The following is a 23,083-nucleotide window of genomic DNA, read 5'->3' on the forward strand; positions in this document are numbered from 1 at the left end:
ACGGCATTCATTTCAAATGATACGCTTTATAATTAAAAAAGAGCTCAAATTTGAGCTCTAACGGTCGAACAATATCGTTTTCATTATTGCAGCATATTCACGTACATACATTTTTTTCTTAGAACGCATTGGTGTTTCAGCAGCTAGTGCCTCCATCTTCATGCCTAAACGCTTTGCAATTATTTTAGTTCTATATAAATGATACGTATTACTTACAACTACCGCATGCTTCACATCATATAAATCCATACTAAACTTGACATTCTCATACGTATTTGTAGATTGATCTTCTATTAAAATACGACTCTCATCTATACCATGTACCATTAAATAGTTTCTCATACTATGAGCTTCCGGTATATCTTCATCTTCCCCTTGACCACCTGAAACAATTACTTTCGCTTCAGGGTGGGAATATAAATATTCCAACGCTACATCCAAACGGTTTTGAAGTGATAAAGACGGTCTATCTCCAAATAACTTTGCGCCTAATATAAGAACGTACGGAGAGTGATTACTCAATTTTTCACGAGCAACATTTTTCATTCGAAACGTCATATAAAGAATGTATAGTGGTGGTAATAATAAGATTATAAGCAAGATCCATTTGTTCATAAATAAGTTTGCACTCCCTTTCTTTTTATTATATAGAAAAAGATAGGAAGGCAGAAGTACTTTTTATACGATTGATTTATCACTCCACTCCTAGTTGTTTTTTCACCTCTTTATATACGCTCATATATGCTTTTAATTCTTTAACTAAATCATGAATTAATGGTTTTGCATCTTCTCCCAGTTCACCGTCTTGTACATGAAGTCCATCAAGCACAACTTGTTTTGGGATGGCATTTGCGTATACCCCTCTAGCAACAGTACGCATACTGTTTAATGCGTTAATTCCACCTTTACCGCCTCCTGCAACTGCAAGTAATGCGACAGGTTTATGAACAAATTCACTACTACTTAAGTAATCTAACGAATTTTTCAACGCACCACTCATTGCATTATGATATTCAGGTGTACATAGTACTACACCGTCTGCAGTTTTCACTAACGCCTTTAATTTTTTTACCGCTTCTAATTCACGTTGTGATTCTTCCCCATTATATAAAGGCAGTTCCTCTGCTGCTAAATCGTATAGCTCCCCTTCAAATTGATCGGCAATATATTTTGCCACCACACGCGTTCTACCGAATTTTCTTGGTGTACCATTAATAACGACTAGTTTCATAATTATTTCTCCCCTTTGTTTTCAAGTTATACTTATATATTATCAGAAATTTCTATACAAAACACAATATAAAGAGGGAACTAGCTTGATAAAATAGTATGATAGGCAAAAAAAAGAACTCATACGCAAGTATGAGTTCTTCACAATTACGATTCTCCACCATTATGACTCAGTATACCTCTGCTTCCATTCGCTTCAAAATGGGTATACGCTTGTTCTGCTAATTTATTACGTTCTTCTGGTAAAGATATATATTTCAAAATATTTTCTATTATTTTTTCGTACGAAATAAACACAATTCCTGGCCACTCCATCTCGTCCTCTGGATTACTATTTTCCGAAATAATAAACTTTTTATTTGCCACTGCATAAGATACCCGAGGTGTTTCAAGAATACCTGACAAGTAAAAATGAATATTTAATATAATTTTAGACCTAGCAATCAATTCATTTCTAGCAATTCCCCACGCATTATTTTTAAAAACTATATTTAAATTTGGAGCAACTGCTTTTAATTGATCTAAAATAGCTTGCCGCCTCGAATTAAGAGCACCTATAAACAGTATATCAATGTCTTCAGTGATCTCATCATCAAATGCATCTTTTTTTATTTCCAAAGTTGGAGCATAGTTCATTCCTACATGTTTTATTTCTTTTCCTATCCCTTTTTGTTTTAACCATTCTATATTTTGTTTACTATAATCCCAAATCTCCTTATCTTTTAATAATATTAAATAAAATGGATGTGCATAAGGGCTTCCTTCATATAGCTGTTCTAAATTATAAATAATTGCATTTTTCGGTAGTAGATTCGGGTTATGCGCATACGTATGTGCTCCAAACACAATTGTATTTTTCACATTTTCTAGTATTGTTTCTGATATAATTGCTGTATTTCCCTCTTGCTCCAATCGCCATTTCAAAGCTCGCGCGACATCTATAAAACTACCATACGTCTTTGGGCATATAAAAAGACAATAATCATATTCTTTATTCAAATATGCTTCCATTAGTCTTAAATTATTTTTATATAAATCCACATCCGGATATTTCAGTAAAAGCTCATTTGCATGTTTTTTTGCTACTTTATACATTCCAGCATAATAAGCAGCAATGCACCTTCTTAATTCGATTTTTTCCCGATGCTCTTCTGCTACGTCCATGTCTATAAGAAGATTTGCGATACAATACGCTTTTAAATGATCGCGATCATAATAATAATCTAGTAGTGGCATCAATTCTTCATACGTATTTCCATGCACAGATTCCCCTAATTCTAGCGCCCATCGTATTAATTCCATGATTACTCCACTACTCCTTTAACCGAAAATGTATTTAATAAAATTTCGCATTACTTTCTACCATATTTGCTATATGCAACGGTAACTCTTCTTTTTTCGATTCCAAATATTTTTGTGATACTGCACCTAAATGTTTTTTATGCGGTATATAAAAAGCACTTATAGAAATCTCATAGTCAAATAAGTAATCATACACATGATAATCTACAAATAGAAGATCATTTTTCGGAAAAGGAATTTCCTTCCCTTGCAGGGCATACATCAAAGCAATATTATTTTGAGATTTTAATCGATACATTCTTGCAAGTTGGTATAATGGTTCAGCCCGAGTTGGTCTATATTCCCACGCTCTTTGAAAATAAAGAATAGCTAATGCTGTATTTTGCTCTTCTTGATTCTTTGCATTTTCTATTTCATCAGCTTCTGTTACTTCATATTGTTTATTTGCTGAACGGTTTGCTAATTGTTCATAACAAAATCCTATTCGCAATAACGAATAGAACACCTCTTCAACCCATCCACCTGCTTCCACCCGTTTTTTATACCATTTAATCGAATCTTCAAATTGACTTAAATGAAAATAAGTTTGGGCTAAATAAAATAAATATCTTATATGCAAATCTGGCGTTGTTTCTGGATCATTTAATCCTTGTAACAACAACCTCTCATCTCTCTCAAATTTATCAGCTTTACTCCCACCATCTCCTGGATCGTTAACGACAAGCGTCTCTAACCTAGCTACCCTCGTATTGTAATCCGCACCAACTTTGGAACGATCTATATCCCAATACTCATGAGTAACACCAACAGATTTCCATGGTAAAGAAGCTTTAAGAAGGCGTGTAAGCCAATACTTAATATGAATATCATATTGCAATGTAAGATAATGGTCTTCCGTTAAACTAGTCTTATCAAAATCAGGATCAACTTCTAATATCATATCCGCATCTAATATTAATAAATAATCTGCTTCTGGATATGTTTTTTGTGCCAATGACACTGCTAAACTTCTGTTATAACCAAAGTTTTTAAATGGTTCATGATGAACTGTTCCAGGGATTTCATTTTCTTTACACCAATTTTCAATAATTTCAGGTGTATGATCTGTTGATCCCGTATCACAAATAGAAACAAAATCTACAATTGATTTTGTAGCATTTAAACATCTTTCCATAATTCTAGACTCGTTTTTAACAATCATACAAAGACATAACTTTTTTTCTTCCCCTGCATTCTTCACTTGCTCATTTCCCATTTAACCACCTCATATTTTATTAACACGCTCTTTTCATATGTAACACCATTTCATAGCTACATTGATGACATAATCATCCTTTTACTATTTATGAAAACTTCATTTTATTTATTCTTACTTTTATGTTAGGACATCTTTCATGCTTCACTATATATTTGATACAATCAGTACAAATAAACAGTGATTGACGGTGTTTTTAAAGTAGAGATGTCTTACACTATAAAAAAGAAACTTGCGCCTTTGCACAAGTTTCTTTTCGAAAATCATTTCCTATTTTTTCACAACTTCATGTCCACCGAACTGATTACGAAGAGCTGAAACTACTTTTCCGTGGAATGTATCATCTTCTTGAGAACGGTAGCGCATAAATAATGACATTGCGATTACTGGTGCTGCCGCTTGAAGTTCAAGTGCTGTTTCCACAGTCCATTTCCCTTCTCCTGAAGAGTTCATCACACCTTTAATACCATCTAGTTTTGGATCATCTGCAAATGCCTTTTCAGTTAAGTCCATTAACCAACCACGGATAACCGATCCGTTTGCCCATACTTTTGCAACATCTTCATAATTGAAATCAAAATCACTTTTATCTAACACTTCAAATCCTTCAGCAATTGCCTGCATCATTCCGTATTCAATACCGTTATGAACCATCTTTAAGAAATGACCACTTCCGACGCGGCCTGCATAAGAATACCCATTCTCTACTGCTAAATCTTTAAATAAAGGTTCTAATTGATCATAAATTTCTTTTTCTCCACCAACCATTAAGCAAGCGCCGTATCTAGCTCCTTCTACACCACCTGATGTACCGATATCAACGTAATGTAAACCAAAGCTTTTCGCTTCTTCAGCACGGCGTAACGTATCTTTATAGAATGAATTTCCGCCTTCAATAACGATATCGCCTTCTTCTAATAATGGATATACATCTTTTAATACTGACTCAACAACTTCTCCCGCAGGTACCATTACCCAAATTGTACGAGGGGCTTCTAATTCAGCAATCATTTCTTTTAATGTATGACGAGCAGTAATTCCTAAAGCCCCAGCCTTTTCAACAAGCTCTTTATTTACGTCATATACAACAACTTCATGTTTGTCTTCATATAAATGTTCCGCTAATGGGAATCCCATTTTTCCTAATCCAATTAAACCTAGTTTCATATTAATCAATCTCCCATTCTATACAAATATATTTAATAACGAAATGAGTCCAAGTGCTACAACAGATAATATTGTCTCCATTGCAGTCCATGTTAATAATGTTTCCTTCACAGTCATTCCGAAATACTCTTTAATCATCCAAAATCCAGAATCATTTACATGTGATAAAATTAATGATCCTGCACCTGTTGCAAGTGCTAATAGTTCAACGTTTACACCTGGTGTACTTGCTGCAATCGGTGCTACAATTCCAGCTGCTGTCATCATAGAAACCGTTGCCGATCCAGTTGCGATTCGGATAAGTGCCGCAATTCCCCAACCTAATAATATCGGTGAAATATGAGATTCTTTCGCCATTTCTGCGATTGTCGTTCCAATTCCAGAATCTAATAATACTTTATTAAACGCGCCGCCTGCACCGATAACTAACAGTATGTTCGCAATAGGCCCTAAGCAATCATTTGTAAATTGTAATACTTTATCTTTTGAGAAACCTTTTGCATAACCAAGACTAAAGAAAGAATATATCGTTGCAATTAATAATGCAACGATTGGATCTCCAATAAAGTGCAATACTTGTGCAAGTTGACTTGTTTTGTTTAGCGCGACTTCCGCAATCGATGCACCTAGCATTAGAAATACTGGAAGTAAAATTGTAAACAATGTATTTCCGAAACTAGGAAGCTCCTTCTTCTTATCTCTTTCAATAAATTGCTCCGCTATATCTAATGGTACTTCTTTATGTATACGAGCACCAATCCATTTCCCGTAAAGCGGACCTGAAATGATTGCAGTTGGAAGTCCGACGATTAAAGCATATAAAATTGTCTTCCCTACATCTGCTTTAAAAATACCTACTGCTGCCATCGCTGCTGGATGTGGCGGAACGAGTCCGTGTACAACAGATAAACCTGCTACTAGTGGTATACCGATTGTAATAAGTGATACCCCTGTTTCTACCGCAATTGTAAATACTAATGGAATTAACAGTACAAATCCAACTTGGAAAAACACTGGAATCCCTACTAAAAATGCAACGAACATCATTGCCCAGTGAACACGTTTCTTCCCAAAACGATCAATTAATGTGTTAGCAATTCGTTCAGCACCGCCAGATTCGGCCATCATTTTTCCAAGCATCGTTCCTAATGCTAATACTATCGCTAAAAACCCTAACGTATTACCAAGCCCTAGTTTAATAGAATCGATAATCCCTGGATCTTTTGGTGAAGTTCCAATCAATGGCATTCCCATTGCTAGCCCTACACCAATTGCTGTTAAAATTAACGCGACAAATGGATGCCATTTTACTACCGTAATAAGTAAAAGTAGTATGACAACTGCCGCTAGTACGATCCCAACTACCATTTCTCCCAATCCCCCTATTGTTTACGTTGGAAAGCAGCTATACAATCAAATTCTTCTTTCAAGCGATTGTAAAGTCGTTCATACATATAAAACATTTCTAAATATATAGCCGTATTTTCTTTATTCGGTACATGGTGATGTACAATATCAATCCAATCCTTTACCTCTTCAAGAGAATCAATTTTTCCTACAGCATATAAAGCAACTGCCGCTGCCCCAAGCGCAGATGCTTCATGACTTTCAGGAACAAGCAATTCTTTTCCCATCATATCGGATAGCATTTGTCTCCAAAATGCAGATTTCGCAAACCCTCCTGAAACGCGTATTTCAGTAAGTGGACCTGTACAATCTCTAATTGCGAGTGCCACAGAATATACGCTCATACACACACCTTCCATGACTGCTCGTATAAAATGTTCTCGTTTATGCTGAAGGTTTATTCCAAAGAATGTACCACGCGCATTTGCATTCCAGTAAGGTGCACGTTCTCCAGATAGAAACGGTAAAAATAGCAATCCACCTGCTCCAGCTGGTACACTTTCCGCATATTTAATTAATAAATCATATGGATCAATGCCAAGCTTCCTTGCAACTTCTTGTTCTGGGCTACCAAATTCATCACGTAACCATCTCAGTAATATTCCGCCGTTATTCGTTGGTCCGCCTATCACCCAGTGCTCGTCTGTTAATGCATAACAAAACGTTCTTCCTTTTTCATCTGTATTAACACTTGATGAAATTGTTCGAACCGCACCACTTGTTCCAATCGTAATTGCAGCTGATCCAGGCGATATTGCCCCAACGCCTACATTCGCAAGAACACCATCACTTGCACCAATAACAACTGGAGTATCTTCACGAATGCCCATCTTTTGTGCTAATTCAGGTTTCATACCCGATAAAATATATGTAGTTGGCACAGGTGTTGATAATTGTTCTGATGACATATGTAACATCGTTAAAACATCTTCATCCCAGTTTAATGTTTCTAAATTAAATAACCCAGTAGCAGATGCTATTGAATAATCCACTACGTAACGTGAAAACAATTGATAAATAACATACTCTTTTATGGAAATAAATTTAGAAGCGCTCGCATATAATTCTGGCTCTTCCTCTTTCATCCACAATAATTTAGAAAGCGGCGACATCGGATGAATTGGTGTGCCTGTTCGTCTATAAATGTCATGCCCATTCATATGTTGTAATAATTTTTCCGATTGTTTCGTACTTCTATTATCTGCCCAAATGATAGAACGCGTTAATGGTGCACCGTTTTTATCTACTGCAATTAATGCGTGCATTGCTGTACTAATACCGATTGAAGAAATATCCTCTGGTAACACGTTACCCTTTCCGATGGCAACGCTTACAGTTTTATATACAGCAGCACATATTACATCAGGATCTTGCTCAGCCCATCCGACCTTTGGTTGAATAATTGGATAATCAACTGCATGTGACGCAACGACTTTTCCTTTTTCTGTAAACACAACCGTTTTTGTACTTGTGGTACCGATATCAATCCCGATTACTCTCCCCCTTGTTTCCATGCGAATCTTCCCTTCGTTTCTAGCAAAATATGATCTAGTAAACCGTTTACATGAATTAGTATATAAAATATTTTTTCATTAATCAAGTTTTAAAAAGAAAATTTTTTTCACGATAAAAAATTTATCCCCCTCATTCCATTTCACTTACATACTAAATTTAGATTTTCCCCGCGGTAAAGTTGCGATATATTCGTTACGCAACACACTCTCTTTTTCTTTCATTAACAACACATACATAGTCCTTCCTTACGTTCTACTCATTTGCATGAAAAAGGAGTTGTACAGCAACTACCTCCGCAATGGAAATTTTGTGCACTTTGCTCGTTTTTATTGTATTAAGTTCACTCGTCCTTTTATCTTAATAGTCTTAGAGTGCGGATCCTACTATCACTTTATTAACTTGTAAATATATGTTCCATACTATAAAACCTAATAACATTTATATTTTTCAGAAAAATAAAACAATATTTTAGACTTTATTGTATAATGTTGTAAAAAGATGTCGGAGGGATTTAATGTTACATAAAATATCTCAATTCACAATTAAGTTTTCATCAATTCTTTTATCACTGTTACTATTATTAAATTTACCTTATTTATTTATCACTCAACAAGGATTCACCTTTCAACCAATTTATTTTTTTAACCAGATCGTTACTATGTTAAAACAGGTTTTCTCACCTGAATCATTGTTGGTTATAGGATCAGACCCAAAGTTTGGTCATTTAAAAACAACACCATTATTTCCAACTGTTTTAGAACCTTACCTATATTCGTTTATTGTATTATTTGTGGCCTTTTTGCTTGCGCTCTTTATCTCATCTAGCATGGCATTTTTTTATTTTTTAGCAAAAGATTATATAAAAAAATGGATAAACCGAATTGTGTTCATATTAGAAGCTGTCCCTGATATGATGATGATGATTTGTTTGCAAATATTTTTCATTTGGGTACTTAAGAAATTTGGGGAAGCTCCTTTCACCATTATTTCTTTTAATGAAAATCGCGCTTATTTACTCCCTATTTTATCTTTAGCGGTCTTACCTACATTACAAATGTTTCGGATGATGGTGTTATACATACAAGAAGAACATGGAAAACATTACGTAGAGGTTGCATATGGAAAAGGTCTTTCATCCAGTTATATACTACGCATTCATTTATTCAAAAATATATCTATCCACTTCTTCTACCATTTAAAAACGATTTTTGTTTTCTTACTTTCTAACTTATTCATTTTAGAATTTGTTTTTAATATGCAAGGTATTATTCAATTTTTATTTAAGAAGGCGTTTATTTCACCTCCCGCTGCATTTATTATACTTGTCATGATTATTTTACCGTTTTATGCCATTTTTCAAATAATCTCTCTCATGATGAATAGATGGCAAAAACAATTGAAAGGAGTAGCTTTATGAAATCTATTTGGAAATCAAAACGCTTTTTAATCGGCTTTACTTATTTATTCATACTTGTTTCAGCTAGTTTTATTTATAGTTGGTTCTTTAAAGATAACATCCCAAAACCTCCTCAGTTACTTTACAATGACAATAACGAATTACTTGGAAAGGCTCCCTTTCCACCATCGTTAATACCACCTTTTGGATCTGATCGTTTTGGAGAGTCTGTTTTCTTACAAATTATAGAAGGAGCAAAATTCACTATCTTATTAGCTGTGGCAATTAGCTTCTTTCGAATTTTATTCGGAACATGTATAGGAATCCTCTTAAGTTTATATGCTCCAAAATTCAAGAGATTTTTCCAGGCATGCTCAGAAGTTTTTTACTATATTCCTACTTTATTTATCGCATTTATACTCATCACGCCCGTTAATATTGTAATCATATCAAATGCTGATAGATTAGATCCAAATATTTCATTTGCGTTTTATCAAGTACTCGTACTTATTTTCGTCGCTCTGCCTACACTTTCTTTATATATATCCTCAGAGGTTGATGAATTTATGAAACAAGATTATATTTTAAGTTCACAATTATTGGGTGCTAGCCGTTTTCATATTATCAAAAAACACTTACGAGTCTTATTACTTGACCGCTTATTTGTGTTATTTATGGAACATATCGTCCAAACTCTCATACTCGTTATCCATTTAGCGTTGCTTGATATTGTAATTGGTGGGATACAAATGCGTGAACTCTATGACGGAGTACTCAAACCTGTTTCTCTATCGAATGATTGGGCAGGCCTTATTGGATTAAATCGTAATGAAATGAATCTTTCATGGTGGATTATTTTTTATACTCTCGTTTCATTCTTTATTACGATTCTATTTATTAAGCTTATGACAATCGGGATTCAAGATGCACTGAAAGCAAGAGATTCGCAAGTTGTAGCAATTCAAACCGTTCCAAATCATAAAAAATTTGTTAAAAGTAAAGATTCTTTTTCGTTTGTAGATAAAGTGAACCTTTAATCCTTTCTCGTTAGTCGACATTGATAGTAGTGGAATGCAAAGAAGATGATTCCTGTTGAATGCAGGGATCATCTTCTTTCTGCTGTCTAACTTTTTTACATGTCTTTAGCTAGACTCATGCTTTTTATATTTAAAATGAATTATTTGCAATCACAATTATGCTGTTTAAAATCGATTACCATACGTCCTTGAATTCTACCTTGTTCCATTTCTTCGAATACATTTTGTACTTTATCTAGAGAACAAGTTTGAACAACCGGCACTACTTTTCCTTCTGCACCGAACATGAATGCCTCTTCTAAGTCTTTACGAGTACCGACTAGAGAACCAACTACTTCAATTCCATCTAGTACAAGTCGCGGAATGTTTAAATCCATAGTTTCTACTGGTAAACCTACTGCAACGACTTTACCACAAGCACGTACTGCATCAACTGCTGAGTTGAATGCTACTTTAGAAACGGCTGTTACTACAGCAGCATAAGCACCACCAAACTCATCTTGAACAATCTTATCAGCAGGGCCTTGAGAAATTGGATTGATAGTCATATCCGCACCAACCTCTTTTGCTAACGCTAATTTATCGTCATTAATATCTACTGCAATTACCTTTGCACCAAATACGTTTTTAGCATATTGGATAGCTAGGTTACCTAATCCACCACAACCATAGATGACGATAGGTTGACCAGGTTTAATGTCTGATACTTTTATTGCTTTATATGTAGTTACGCCCGCACATGTGATTGATGATGCTTGAGCAGGATCTAATCCTTCTGGTACTTTCACCGCATAATCAGCTGTAACAATACATTGTTCTGCCATACCACCATCTACTGAATAACCAGCGTTCTTAACTTCACGGCAAAATGTTTCTCTACCTGTTACGCAATATTCACAACGTCCACAAGATTGGAACATCCATGCAATACTTACACGGTCACCTACCTTTAGTGAAGTTACATCATCAGCAATTTTCGTAACAATACCTACACCCTCATGACCAAGAATACGGCCATCTGTGTTTCCAAAATCATGATTTGCAACGTGTAAATCAGTATGACAAACCCCACAATACTCTACATCTACTAGCGCTTCACCTGAGTGTAACGGACGTAATTTCTTTTCAATAACTTCAATGTTTGCTTTACTATTTTTATTTACCACTACTGCTTTCATATGTGATCTCCCCTTTAGTGTTTTAGAATTTTAATGAGTTCATCTCACAACTTCTGTCTTCACTGGTTTGGCTAATTATTATGCCAAATTTAAATGTTCAATCATCATTACACGTTCATCATAACATGTAATTTTAAAAGCCTATTGTTAAATATTGAACAATATTTGAATTATTAACCAAATGTTTATTTGAAGGGAAAACCGAAATTGCATCTATGTATAGTTTATTAGAACTCTACGCGGGAGTAAAAAACTCAATTAATAAAGATTTTTTAAAACAGGAAATTATAATCATCAAATTTTCACAAAAAACTATTGGCCAATATAAAAAGCCCTTCAATTGAAGGACTTTTTATATTCGTTTCATCGAAATTGTTTCACGTATACTTTGTAAATTTTGCAACGTCTCTTCTTGGCGTTGTAACGATAACCCAACGTACAAAGTATCTAATAAACTTAACTGTGCTAATCTTGATGAACTTGCTTCTGTGCGGAATTCCGTCTCACGTGTTGAAGTATACAAAGTAATATCAGCAAGTTGACTTAATGCTGATTTCTGATAGCTCGTAATTGCAATAATGTGAGCTCCTCTTGCTTTTGCTACTTCTAACGCTTCCAGTAACCCTTTATTGCTACCAGAATGAGAAATTGCAATTACCACTGCTTCTTTAGTAAGTAAACCCGCACCCATAATTTGAAAATGTGAATCTGTATGAGCAATACAAGAAATACCCGTTCTCATAAATTTATGATATGCATCCATCGCAATAATACCAGAACCACCATTTCCATAAAACTCAATACGACTTGCATCTTGCAATACCTTTACGGCTTGCTCTAGCGCTGTATCATTTAACAAATGCAATGTATCTTGCAGTCCTGTAATATGCGAATGAAAAACTTTTTTAGCAACAGTGACCATACTATCTTCTGCCGATACTTCTTCATGAATATTTTGCATAGGAGTATGTACAATTTCACGAGCTAATGTAATCTTTAAATCTTGAAACCCTTGAAAACCGAGATGCTTACATAAGCGGAATATCGTAGCTTCAGAACTATTCGTAACTTCAGCTAATTCTGTAATAGATTTATGTACAACATCTTGTGGATGTTTCAATATATGTTCGGCAATACTTCGCAATTTCGGTGATAAACCGTTTAACGAAGCTTGAATTTTTCCAATCCCACTTCTTGTACCTGGCATAGCATATCTTCCCCTTCCATCGTAGTTTTATTGTACCTAATTATAGAAAGAAGAAAAACCTTTATTTAGCACTACTATAAATTGAAACTTTAATCAGTGAGAGTATTGTACATCTACCACTAATTATAAGCCCGCAAATAGCGGGATAAATTTTAAATACTCATATGTATTCTGTCGTAACAAGGGACATAATTATTCATACTTATTATTTCCCCCGTGCTTCACCGCATATAATGCAGCTTGCGTACGATCATCTACTTCCAATTTAGCTAAAACATTTGAAACGTGTGTTTTCACAGTCTGTTCTGTAATATGAAGCTCTGCTGCAATTTCTTTATTACTTCGCCCTTTCGCAATTTCACGAAGTACTTCTTGCTCTCTTTTCGTTAACATGGAAAAAGGGTTTTCTTTTTCTTTTTCTTTTTCTTTCTTGACTGCTGACCGTCCGAATAGTGCTGGTGTTACTTTCGGATGAAAATTCGCATTTCCTTCATGTACTGCAATGATAGAAGCAACAAGTTGCTCTGGTTGTACTTCTTTTAATTGATAACCATCTGCTCCAGCTTCCAGTGCTGGTAAAACATAATCTTGCTCTGAAAAACTGCTTAATATAAGTATCTTTATTGTTTCATCATATTGTTTTATCCGTTTTGTTGCTTCTATACCATCCATCTTCGGCATTGATAGATCCATCAATACTACATCTGGTCTTTCCGTTTGAATGAATGTTAATGCCTCTTCACCATTTTCTGCTTCCCCAACTATTTCAAATTCTTCTCTCGTTTTTAAAAAGAATACAAGTCCTCTTCGAACGATATGATGATCCTCAACTAGTAGTAATTTAATCTTCAATCTTCTTCTCCCCTTTAAACCGGCAATTGAATTTCAATTTTTGTACCCTTTTTCAGCTCAGTTTTTATTTGAAATGATCCCCTCATTAACTGAATACGTTCCTTCATACTTTTTAAACCGAGCGCTGACTCTCTTACGTGATCTTGTATAAATCCTATTCCGTTATCCTCTATGTAAAAATACAACTGGTTATTTTCTATTTTTAAAAGAACATTTACCTTTTCACATGAAGCATGTTTTTTACAATTATGTATTGCTTCTTGACTAATACGCCATAAAACTTCTTCTATTTCATCTCCAATTGAAACCATACCATCAATTCGAACTTCCACCTGAATCCCTAACAACTTTCCGTAATTTTTAATTGCTTCTGCTAAACCTTTCTCTAATCCTTCCGGTCTTAATTGCCAAATTAAAAGTGTCATTTCTTGTAATGCTTCCTGTGATAATTCTCCAATATAGCTCAACATCTCTTGCAAGTCTCTATCTTGCGTCATATTTAAAGTACCTTTTGCTGTTAGCATAATAGAAAATAACAATTGTTTTACTGAATCATGTAAATCACGTGCAAGTCGATTTCTTTCAGCTACCACTACGTATTTACGTTCTTTCTCTACTAACTGAATACGTTGTATTGTCGTTCCTATTTGAAATGCAATTGATTCTAGTAATGCTAATTCTTCCTCTGAAAAATGTGTTTTTTGAGGTGAGGCCACATTTAATAGACCAAACTTCTCCGATCCAGACCTAAGGGGAATTGTCGCATGATGCGTAACATCTTCGGTCTCTCCCCAATTACATTCAATCGCATCCTCTATCCGCTTACATTCAATAATATTTGTTGCTTTTTCTAATCTCCCATTCACAAAACGCTCTACACACCAGCAATCTCCTTCACACATCGGCTTCTTCTCTTTCCATGTAAGAGCCGGTGGTAAGTTTTCATCTACAAGCATACGGTGCTTTCCACTTTCATCGATAAAGAATATCCACCCTGTTTGTAAATTCATAACTTGTAACAATGTATGTAACACTTTTTCTAACATGTCCTGTAAGTCTGTTGCTTCATTTAATAATTCAGCAATTGCTTTTAATGCTTCTAAACGATGCATCTCTTTTTCTTCAAAGTTCATTTTCATCACCAACTACCATTATAACATTAAGAAATTTCTAAATTCTACAAATAAAGAAAGAACCGAATTCCTTCAGTTCTTTCTTTAAATTAATCATTTTATTATTGTTTTTCTATCCAATATTAAAAACAGAATTTTGTTAACAAACTGTTCTTGTTCTTCTTTAGCTGTCCGATAAAGATTGTCCACCATGGTTATGCTGTAAACTTTCAGTAGTAACGACCATATTTGCTGCTGGCATTTGCACTTGATTCTTATGGAACATAGACATTAATTCAAACCTTACTTGTCTAGAAGTTTCAAAATAATCTTCTGGCTTTATTAAACCTGTAATACAAAATTCATATCCAACATATTTAAGATTCGGGTTTAAATCTGTGACACCAACATATTTAAACGGTTCAACAGCTTCATCCTCTACTTTATAAAGACTCGAAGCCAATTTTTCATTACAATTAACACAAACTTCTTCTAACAATTCCTTAACTCTTATAGGATCTTCCTGATAACTTACCGTAATCCGTTCAATTACGCGCATCCATCCTTTATTAAAATTTTGTATCGTCCTAATCTCTCCGTGTGGTATCGTAAGAAGTTTTCCTGACCATTCACGAATTTGCATAAAACGAATACTAATTTCCTCAATCGTTCCTGAATTTGTTCCGTTAAAAGTAACAAAATCGCCAACACGAAACTCTTTGTCCGCTAATCTCGCAAAGCCTAATATAACATCTTTTAACATCTGTTGTGCAGCAAAACCGATAACAACACCCGCTATCCCTGCACCTGCAATGATACTTTTTATATCTACAAATTGGCTAATTAAATATATGATTAGACTGATGATGATGATATATCTAAAAATAGATCGAATCACACTTTGAATTGTTTGCTCTACCTCTTCATCAAAAAAGCTTGATTTCCTAAAAAACCAATCAATAATGCGGTTAATTACAAAAGAGATAATGATTAGTACTAAAGCAAATAGTAAAAATCTTAAAAGTAAAAACTCTCTTACATAATTAAAAAATTCTTCAGTATACGTTAATAAACTCATCCATACACACCCTTAACTAATGAAAATTTTATGAAAAACTAATTTATTGTCATACCTTTTGATTTCCTTAAAACTTGTTACACTTTCTTCTATAAATATACCCTTTTTTATTATCTAAAGGGAGATAACAATAGAATTTTTTATAAATGACTTTATGTTAAGACCTCAATACTTACCTAAACAAAAAGGGGAATATTAACACAACGCCGAATAGTTCATTTGAAAATATTTTGACTCGCGGAGGTTAACTAACAATGGGCTATATCGAAGAACTAAGAGAAGTTATTGGATCAAGACCACTCAATCTAGCTGGCGTTGCTGTAGCTGTTTTCAATGAACAAGGACAAATATTACTACAACAAAGGCGAAATGGTGTTTGGGGTGTTCCCGGTGGATTTGTTGAACTTGGCGAATCAACAGAAGAAGCCGGAAGACGTGAAGTTCTTGAAGAAACAGGGATTGAAATAGGAACTTTGCAGTTAATACATGTATTTTCCGGAAAAGAATTTTTTGTGAAATTACCGAACGGAGATGAATTTTACCCTATAACAATCGCATACCTTTGCAAAAACATTACAGGTGGTACGTTAAAAGCTGATGGGTTTGAATCATTGCATGTACAATTTTTTGATTTAAATGGATTACCAGAAAAAATTAGTCCATTTATAAAAAAACTAATCAAGCAAAACGTCGTCACAATTCAAACGAAAAAAGAGACCTTTTTTAAAGGCCTCTTTTTTCACTTCACTTCTGCATGTAAGCATGACTTAAAATGTCCAAGTGCAAATTCATGTCCTTGCGCATTAAAAGATGCAACCGCCTTTTCATAAACTACAATTTTAAATCCTTTATTATAAGCATCTACTGCTGTGTGAAGAACACAAATATCAGTACAAACACCTACAAGATGTACTTCTTCTATTCCTCTTTCTCGTAACTTCATCTCTAAACCTGTTCCTGCAAATGCACTATATCGTGTTTTATCCATATAATATACATTCTCTGCATTTTTATATGTTTCGTATACCTCTTGTAATTCACCAAACAAATCTCTTCCATTTGTGCCAGCTATATTATGAGGCGGGAATAACTTTGATTCTGGATGATATACATCATTTTTTTCATGTTTATCAATCGCAAAGACAACGTAATCTCCATTTTCAATATATTGCGTCGTTATATGTACAATTTCCTTCTCAATTTCTTGACCTGGTTTTCCGCAAGTTAAAGCACCTTTTTCCGCTACAAAATCATATGTATAATCAATATTAATAAGAGCTCGTTTCATAACTACTATCTCTCCTTCTTCTGTTTCACAGTAAACAATAGAAAATTTGTTATTACGACATCGTATATACTATTCGACATTTCAAATGAAATACCTACATTTTTCTTGTAAAACTTACCTTAATCTGAGTTTATCATATGATAGATAAACAATGGTAAAACAAATAGCTCCTATTAACAAATCATGAATTTGTTAATTGAGCGTAATTTGAATTACTTCTTGTATCGTAAACCAAATTACTGCCATCATTATACTAATCAAGACGATACGAATACACCGATTCACATCTTCAACCTCTTTCTCTGTCATAGTAGTAACAAGTGATTTCTTCCTATTTAATCGTATTAGAAAACGAAACAAGTTATTCACTCTTGCACACTCTAGTCCAAATAAAAAAGCACACTACTTTTTTGAGTAATGTACTTTTTATTCTTCTTAAGACGCAGGCTTTGTCTCAAATGTTGCTTGATTAAAACTAATAACCTTTCCTTTCGGGTCATTGTTTTCATACTGAACTGCAGTAACCGTATGATTACCTGTCTCAAGCGTCTTTTCTTTTAATTGTACTGTTGTCTGTGTTGTACTAGTGACTTGATGTTTATCTGCATATACTTGATCTACAAATATAAATGTTTCTTTATCGTTTTGAAAATTAGAAAGCTCTAATTCAACTTGCTGAATTAAAGTATCCTTTTTGATGAATACAGCCGGTATATTACCATTTTCAGAAGTACCGTCTGGTGTAATGACTTTTACTTTTCCTTCTCCAACTGGCACTGCTCCTTCAGGAAATACAACTATATTCTCATTACTTGCATTTACAACTTTTTCTTCCTGCTTTGATTGCGCATCCTCTTTTTCCTGCGGAGCACCGCAACCGGCTAATAACAATACAGACAATCCAGTGATTATGAATTTTTTCAAAATTCATCCCCCCTGTCATTTCATTATAATTTATTATACAAAAATAACTTTTAAATTTTAAAACTAATTTTAAAACTTTCATGAACAAATAGAATCTTGCTCACGATTAATGTATCATATTTTCCTTAATAGAACATTAATTTTTTTTATGAAATAAATAGTAATTCCCTCTTCTCTATCATTTTAGCCCAACAGATGAATTACATACCTGTCCAAAATAAAAAGACATTGTTCATTCAATGTCTTTTTATTTTAGGCTTTAAAAAACAAATGTTGTAATCTCATCTACTTCTTTTCTTGGAAGTTTCTTAGGCTTATCTTTTGGAAAACCGAGTGAAATAACCATATTTATTTGTTTTTCAGGCTCAATTTGTAAATATTGTCGTAGTTCATCTTGAGCTAACAATACCGGCCCTGTCATCGGGCAAGTACCAAGCCCCTTCGCATGTGCAGCCAACATTAAGTTTTGTGCCGCTAAACAGCTACTCTTAATTCCTTCTTCTTCCCAAACTGAATCTGGAACAAAAGCAATTGGATCAAAAATCTTTTCACGAAACTTTGATTCATATGGTGTGGCCAAACATACGATTAATACTGGCGCCTCCGAGAAAGCTGTTGCATATGGTCCGAAAGAACGTGTAAGTAATTTCCCTGCTTTCTCTTCTCCGTTTTCTGCCGCTTTTGCCGCAAGTTTATGTAATGCATCCCATGTCATTTGTTCAATTTCTTTAATTTTCTCTCGGTTCATAATAACCAAGAATTCCCACGTTTGTGAGTTCGTATCACTCGGTGCATAACGAGCACAATCAATAATTTCTTTTATATCACTAGTGGATACTTCTTGTTCTGTAAACTTTCTAACACTTCTTCTACCGTGAATTACTTCTTTAAAATCTTCATAATTCATACATTAAATCCCCTTTTTACAGCGTTTTCAAAACTTGTCCTATGCTTGAATTATATCATGAAAAAAAGCTGGGGGAGTACCAGCTTTTTTCCTCAATATTAATTCGTAACTTTAAACAAACTAATACTTTCTTCATACGCAACTTGGAGTTTTTTTGTAATTGGTCCTCTTTCGCCGGTTCCAAACTGTTCATCACCAATTTGAACGACTGGGAATATTTCAAGTGGTGTCGCTGTAAAGAAACACTCCTCAGCCTCATATACTTCTTGTAGCGAAAATTCTCGTTCTTCTACTTCAATATGTAACTCTTTCGCTAATGTAATAACGTAGTGACGTGTAATGCCGTGTAGAATGAAATTATCAGTAGGATGTGTAATCAATCTATTATTTTTCACCATAAAGAAATTCGAATGACACCCTTCAGTTACAATTCCATCTCGTACTAATATCGCTTCTTGATAGCCTTGTTCGTTTATTTTATTTTTAATCATAATATTAGGGAGCAGATTTAAAGATTTTATATGACAGAACTTCCACCGTATATCCTCTTCTACAGTAACTTTTATTCCTCGTTCCATAGCAGCAATTGGTCTTGGAAATGAAACAATATTTGCAAAATATGTTGGTTGCATATTTGACTCATATACATGATTACGTGCTTGAGCACCTCTTGATATTTGCAAATATACATTCCCGTCTTCTTGAAATCGATTTTTTTCAATCATTTGATGCAACTCTTCCACTAACTCTTCCTTAGTAAACGGTGGAATTAGTTTTATTTCTTCCATAGAATTAAAGAATCGTTCTAAATGTAAATCTAATAAATGTGGCTTCCCATCATATAGTCTAAATACCTCGTATATACCATCACCAAATTGAAAGCCTCTCTCCTCTAATGAAATCATCGGCTGTTCTTCCTTCGTATTTACAATTCTTCCGTTAAACAAAATCCAATCTTTATGAGTAGCTTTCATTCATTCCCACTCCTTTATTCCATAATTGGTTTAATTGTACAACTTATCCACACTCAAAAGAAGGAATTTTCTGTATTTTCACAAATAAAAAAGTACATCACCCATTTAAAGTGATGTACTCGACCATTCATTTACTTTAGAAAATATTTTTCAATATCATCTAACATAAGGTTTGCAGCTACAATACCACCTGCTGTATTCCAAATCACTTCATCTACTTCGAATACTTTATTATCTTTAGAAGCCTGTAACTGCTTAAAGAGCGGATCTTCTGTCCATTCTTTCGCTAACGTGTTTCCTTCATTATTCTTATCCGCATCTTTATCAGATGTGAAATAGAATAAGTAGTCCCCGTCCATATTTGGAATTTGTTCTTTTGTAATTCCTTTTATCGCAAATTCATCTTTATCTTGTAGTGGTGGTCGTTTAAATCCAATATCATTTAATACAACGCCTGAGAATGAATTTTTTTGATAAATACGAACATCACCTGGGACGAAGCGAATAATTGAAACTTTAGAGTTAATTTTATCACCTAATTGTTCTTTTATTCCTGCAATACGCTTTTTATAATCATTAAGAGCATTTTGCCCTTCTTTTTCTTTATTTACAGCTTTTGTATAAAGCGTAAAGTTTTCTTTCCAATCACCGCGCAATGTTTCAGCATATACTGTTGGCGCGATTTCTTTTAACTGCTCGTATATTTTTTCGTGACGCATTTTATTACCAATAATTAAATCCGGCTGAAGCTTCATTACTGCCTCTAAATTAATGTCACGCTCAGTTCCTACTACTTTCGTATCTTTTAACTCATTCGCTAAATGAGGATACCATTCATCCCCAGTTCGTGGTTTTGTCGTTCCAACTGGCGTTACTCCAACAGTTAAAAGTGCCTCAGCACCCTCATTCGTTAAAACAACAACTCTTTTTGGTGTACCATTTACTGTCGTTTCGCCCATTGCATGCTTTACCGTATATGAATCTTTTGCTTTCGCTGATATATCATTTTCCTTTTTCTCTTCTTTACTACATCCTGCAATTACAACCATGAGTATCATAATGCAGAACATAATTAGTTTTTTAGTATGTATCATATGTCCTCCCTAGATGAAATCGATTATCATTAACAATTAAAGATTAATGTATCCTACATATATTGTCAATGTATATCAGAAAACTTTTTTAATATATACTATTTAGATTCTATCCGCTTTTCTAATGTTTCTTTTTAAAACATAGTGCATAAGTATGAAAATAAATGTTGTTATTAAAATGCGTACCCTTGTTATACATAACAAAGATACGCATCCATATTGCATTATCATTTTAATTCCTAATATTGAGTATATTTAATATACGATGGATCATTATATACCCACTGATTTCCACCAAGGTTTAACCAACCATTTTCATTTATATATACTAAATAAGATTCTGGAGAATTTAATTGGCGGATAACTGCAGATGTAGTTGATGGACCACTTCTTAAATTTACATTCATCCCTTGTATATATGCAACCCCAATCGGACTTCCATCACTATTACTTGTCTTTACAAAATTAATGTAAGAAGGATCATTATACACCCATTGTCCATTCCCCAAATCTAACCATCCGTTACTTTCCTGATATACAACGTAAGATTCTGGAGAATTTAATTGACGAATAACTGAGGAAGAAGTTGATGGACCATTTCTTAAATTTACATTTTTCCCAAGGATATAAGCGATTCCCTTCGTTTGAGGTGTCGGTTGTGGGTTAGGAGGTTGTGGATTTGGAGCTACTCCAAAAATAGCCGCTATTCCATTCGCATACGCTTGACTTAGATCTTCAATAAATTGTGGATTTTTTAATAAATTTGCATCAAACGTTGTATCAATAAAGGCAGTCTCAGTTAAAATTGCATCCATTGCGGTTTCTCTTAATACCGCATAATTTTCTTTTTTTGCTCCTCGATCACGAAGACCGTATTTTGTTAATACAGGATTTACTGCTGTATGCATCTTTTGTTGCTTTGCATATGCAGTGCTGCTGTTGGATAACGCATTATAAATATAGCTTTCAAAACCTGTACCCCCGCCGCTATTAATATGAAATGAAATAAAATAATCCGCACCAAAAGCATTGGCAATATTAGCACGTTCCGATAAAGAAATAAACACATCACTATCACGTGTCATTTTAATTGTAATTGGGTAATTTACCGTTAAAATGTCTCGAACGCGTCTAGCAATTTGAAGTGTTAAGTTTTTTTCTACTAAACCATTACCAACAGCACCAGAATCATATCCACCGTGCCCTGCGTCTATAACAAGTTTCATTTTATTGCCCGCCCCTTTCTTGTAATATGTTTGCATTGCTACTCGTCCTATTTTATGTGAAATGTACAAGTTCTGTTACAATTACAAATAAAAAAACCGCCTTATGTAAGGCGGTTTCTATCATCTTGCTTTAACCAATTTAAAATAAATATATACGATTGATAGTGAACATAACGTATGCAAAATAAAATAAATAAAAGTGTTATTCCAGCACCACTATAAAGTAAACCGAACTTTAAAAAAACATTCACAAGTGGTGGAAAGTTCATTAGATTTTGTAATGTACTTAGCATACAAAACATAATGAAAAAGACAGGGACGTATTGTAATTCATACGGCTTTTTTTTCTTACTCATTCTTTTCCGAATGAGTATATGACATAATTCTGCTACTATAAAGCACCCTCCAATTAATACAAGACCAGAAGTCATCGTCATACATCCACCTGCCTTATATTTATTTTATCGCATAAGTAATCATCGTTATATTTTCTTTACATACTCTTCATCTTCTGAAGTAAAACCAAAACTCTCTATGAAAGACTTCGCCTTTTCTGTTAATTCCTCTTGTAGCACTTTTATTTCTTTCACATTTCTTTGTTTCATCATTTCTTCAAATGTAAAATACGTATTTGCACCATAACCGTAACCTTGGTAATCAAAATGAATAATTAGCTGTGATAAAACAGCTCGTTCCTCTTGAACACTATAATCTATTACACCAATATATGTATCATCAACTTTCACACAGTACTTTACCTTTTTCTCACCTAAACTATGCGATTTAAACATTTCTTTAACAACGCTTTCATTTTCTACAGTAACTTTCTCAAACGTAATCATATGTTGTCCATCCTTTTACTATTATTGTATCAATAATACTTCCTATTTATGAAAAAAACCTTAAGACCGTATGCGATCTTAAGGTTTTTCTA

Annotated in this window: 22 protein-coding genes and 2 pseudogenes; 3 read left to right on the forward strand and 21 right to left on the reverse strand. The window is 34.1% G+C overall.

The window, feature by feature from the left end; genetic code table 11:
* Nucleotides 1–57 precede the first annotated feature (57 nt).
* The 7 genes from QEP67_RS16610 to gntK all read right to left on the reverse strand — a co-directional run bounded on the left by QEP67_RS16610 (nucleotide 58) and on the right by gntK (nucleotide 7,875).
* Complete coding sequence (locus QEP67_RS16610; RefSeq protein ID WP_001045797.1) at nucleotides 58–615, reverse strand: YdcF family protein; 558 nt, start codon at nucleotides 613–615, stop codon at nucleotides 58–60.
* A 79-nt stretch (nucleotides 616–694) separates the two neighbouring features.
* Entirely contained in the window at nucleotides 695–1,231 is a 537-nt protein-coding gene (locus QEP67_RS16615; RefSeq protein ID WP_000780351.1) for an NADPH-dependent FMN reductase, read from the reverse strand.
* A 146-nt stretch (nucleotides 1,232–1,377) separates the two neighbouring features.
* Nucleotides 1,378–2,532 (reverse strand): hypothetical protein, encoded by a 1,155-nt coding sequence (locus QEP67_RS16620; protein ID WP_048566475.1) that lies wholly within the window; start codon nucleotides 2,530–2,532, stop codon nucleotides 1,378–1,380.
* Nucleotides 2,533–2,566: 34 nt separating this feature from the next.
* Complete coding sequence (locus tag QEP67_RS16625; protein ID WP_048566476.1) at nucleotides 2,567–3,787, reverse strand: glycosyltransferase; 1,221 nt, start codon at nucleotides 3,785–3,787, stop codon at nucleotides 2,567–2,569.
* 270 nt (nucleotides 3,788–4,057) lie between these two features.
* Complete coding sequence (gnd, locus tag QEP67_RS16630) at nucleotides 4,058–4,954, reverse strand: phosphogluconate dehydrogenase (NAD(+)-dependent, decarboxylating) (RefSeq protein ID WP_000765992.1); 897 nt, start codon at nucleotides 4,952–4,954, stop codon at nucleotides 4,058–4,060.
* Between the two features lie 18 nt (nucleotides 4,955–4,972).
* Nucleotides 4,973–6,322 (reverse strand): GntP family permease, encoded by a 1,350-nt coding sequence (locus QEP67_RS16635; RefSeq protein ID WP_000260198.1) that lies wholly within the window; start codon nucleotides 6,320–6,322, stop codon nucleotides 4,973–4,975.
* A 14-nt stretch (nucleotides 6,323–6,336) separates the two neighbouring features.
* Nucleotides 6,337–7,875 carry a gluconokinase gene (gntK, locus tag QEP67_RS16640; RefSeq protein WP_000450015.1) on the reverse strand — a complete coding sequence of 513 codons (1,539 nt, stop codon included), beginning with the start codon at nucleotides 7,873–7,875 and terminating at the stop codon, nucleotides 6,337–6,339.
* A 515-nt stretch (nucleotides 7,876–8,390) separates the two neighbouring features.
* On the opposite strand from gntK, the gene QEP67_RS16645 reads away from it, so the two are divergent.
* Complete coding sequence (locus QEP67_RS16645; RefSeq protein WP_048566477.1) at nucleotides 8,391–9,293, forward strand: ABC transporter permease subunit; 903 nt, start codon at nucleotides 8,391–8,393, stop codon at nucleotides 9,291–9,293.
* Nucleotides 9,290–10,309, forward strand: a complete 1,020-nt coding sequence (locus QEP67_RS16650; protein WP_000836587.1) for an ABC transporter permease subunit — start codon at nucleotides 9,290–9,292, stop codon at nucleotides 10,307–10,309. The genes QEP67_RS16645 and QEP67_RS16650 overlap by 4 nt, the downstream gene beginning before the upstream one ends.
* Nucleotides 10,310–10,449: 140 nt before the next feature.
* Here the strand turns inward: QEP67_RS16650 and adhP are convergent, their stop codons facing one another.
* The 5 genes from adhP to QEP67_RS16675 form a co-directional block, all read right to left on the reverse strand.
* Entirely contained in the window at nucleotides 10,450–11,487 is a 1,038-nt protein-coding gene (gene adhP, locus QEP67_RS16655) for an alcohol dehydrogenase AdhP (RefSeq protein WP_000649133.1), read from the reverse strand.
* 352 nt (nucleotides 11,488–11,839) lie between these two features.
* Nucleotides 11,840–12,694, reverse strand: coding sequence for a MurR/RpiR family transcriptional regulator (locus QEP67_RS16660; RefSeq protein WP_001119633.1), 855 nt, complete (start codon nucleotides 12,692–12,694; stop codon nucleotides 11,840–11,842).
* Between the two features lie 192 nt (nucleotides 12,695–12,886).
* A complete protein-coding gene (locus tag QEP67_RS16665; protein WP_000694650.1) occupies nucleotides 12,887–13,546 on the reverse strand; it encodes a response regulator transcription factor in 660 nt (219 codons plus the stop codon).
* A gap of 14 nt (nucleotides 13,547–13,560) precedes the next feature.
* Nucleotides 13,561–14,658: a sensor histidine kinase gene (locus QEP67_RS16670; protein WP_170771190.1), complete on the reverse strand. Its 1,098-nt coding sequence runs from the start codon at nucleotides 14,656–14,658 to the stop codon at nucleotides 13,561–13,563.
* Between the two features lie 184 nt (nucleotides 14,659–14,842).
* On the reverse strand, nucleotides 14,843–15,736 hold the full coding sequence (locus tag QEP67_RS16675) for a mechanosensitive ion channel family protein (RefSeq protein ID WP_000055425.1): 894 nt from the start codon (nucleotides 15,734–15,736) through the stop codon (nucleotides 14,843–14,845).
* Between the two features lie 254 nt (nucleotides 15,737–15,990).
* Between QEP67_RS16675 and QEP67_RS16680 the strand changes: the two are divergent.
* Nucleotides 15,991–16,437: pseudogene (locus tag QEP67_RS16680) on the forward strand (NUDIX hydrolase); the annotation flags it as partial.
* 38 nt (nucleotides 16,438–16,475) lie between these two features.
* On the opposite strand, the gene QEP67_RS16685 reads toward QEP67_RS16680, so the two are convergent.
* The 9 genes and pseudogenes from QEP67_RS16685 to QEP67_RS16725 all read right to left on the reverse strand — a co-directional run bounded on the left by QEP67_RS16685 (nucleotide 16,476) and on the right by QEP67_RS16725 (nucleotide 22,991).
* On the reverse strand, nucleotides 16,476–17,024 hold the full coding sequence (locus tag QEP67_RS16685; protein ID WP_000816769.1) for an isochorismatase family protein: 549 nt from the start codon (nucleotides 17,022–17,024) through the stop codon (nucleotides 16,476–16,478).
* Nucleotides 17,025–17,138: 114 nt separating this feature from the next.
* Nucleotides 17,139–17,393, reverse strand: a pseudogene (locus QEP67_RS16690) (hypothetical protein).
* 66 nt (nucleotides 17,394–17,459) lie between these two features.
* Nucleotides 17,460–17,948: a hypothetical protein gene (locus tag QEP67_RS16695; protein ID WP_000713484.1), complete on the reverse strand. Its 489-nt coding sequence runs from the start codon at nucleotides 17,946–17,948 to the stop codon at nucleotides 17,460–17,462.
* Nucleotides 17,949–18,207: 259 nt separating this feature from the next.
* A complete protein-coding gene (locus tag QEP67_RS16700) occupies nucleotides 18,208–18,855 on the reverse strand; it encodes a nitroreductase family protein (RefSeq protein ID WP_001105300.1) in 648 nt (215 codons plus the stop codon).
* 98 nt (nucleotides 18,856–18,953) lie between these two features.
* Nucleotides 18,954–19,829: a D-amino-acid transaminase gene (gene dat / locus QEP67_RS16705; protein WP_000648374.1), complete on the reverse strand. Its 876-nt coding sequence runs from the start codon at nucleotides 19,827–19,829 to the stop codon at nucleotides 18,954–18,956.
* A gap of 131 nt (nucleotides 19,830–19,960) precedes the next feature.
* Nucleotides 19,961–20,923 (reverse strand): iron-siderophore ABC transporter substrate-binding protein, encoded by a 963-nt coding sequence (locus QEP67_RS16710; RefSeq protein ID WP_000581987.1) that lies wholly within the window; start codon nucleotides 20,921–20,923, stop codon nucleotides 19,961–19,963.
* Nucleotides 20,924–21,162: 239 nt separating this feature from the next.
* Complete coding sequence (locus tag QEP67_RS16715) at nucleotides 21,163–22,149, reverse strand: N-acetylmuramoyl-L-alanine amidase (RefSeq protein WP_000779885.1); 987 nt, start codon at nucleotides 22,147–22,149, stop codon at nucleotides 21,163–21,165.
* A gap of 101 nt (nucleotides 22,150–22,250) precedes the next feature.
* Nucleotides 22,251–22,580: a hypothetical protein gene (locus QEP67_RS16720; protein ID WP_000200466.1), complete on the reverse strand. Its 330-nt coding sequence runs from the start codon at nucleotides 22,578–22,580 to the stop codon at nucleotides 22,251–22,253.
* 51 nt (nucleotides 22,581–22,631) lie between these two features.
* On the reverse strand, nucleotides 22,632–22,991 hold the full coding sequence (locus QEP67_RS16725; RefSeq protein ID WP_000627516.1) for a GNAT family N-acetyltransferase: 360 nt from the start codon (nucleotides 22,989–22,991) through the stop codon (nucleotides 22,632–22,634).
* Between the last annotated feature and the right edge of the window lie 92 nt (nucleotides 22,992–23,083).

The organism is Bacillus cereus group sp. MS39 (assembly GCF_040448665.1).
Taxonomy (GTDB): Bacteria; Bacillota; Bacilli; order Bacillales; family Bacillaceae_G; genus Bacillus_A; species Bacillus_A wiedmannii.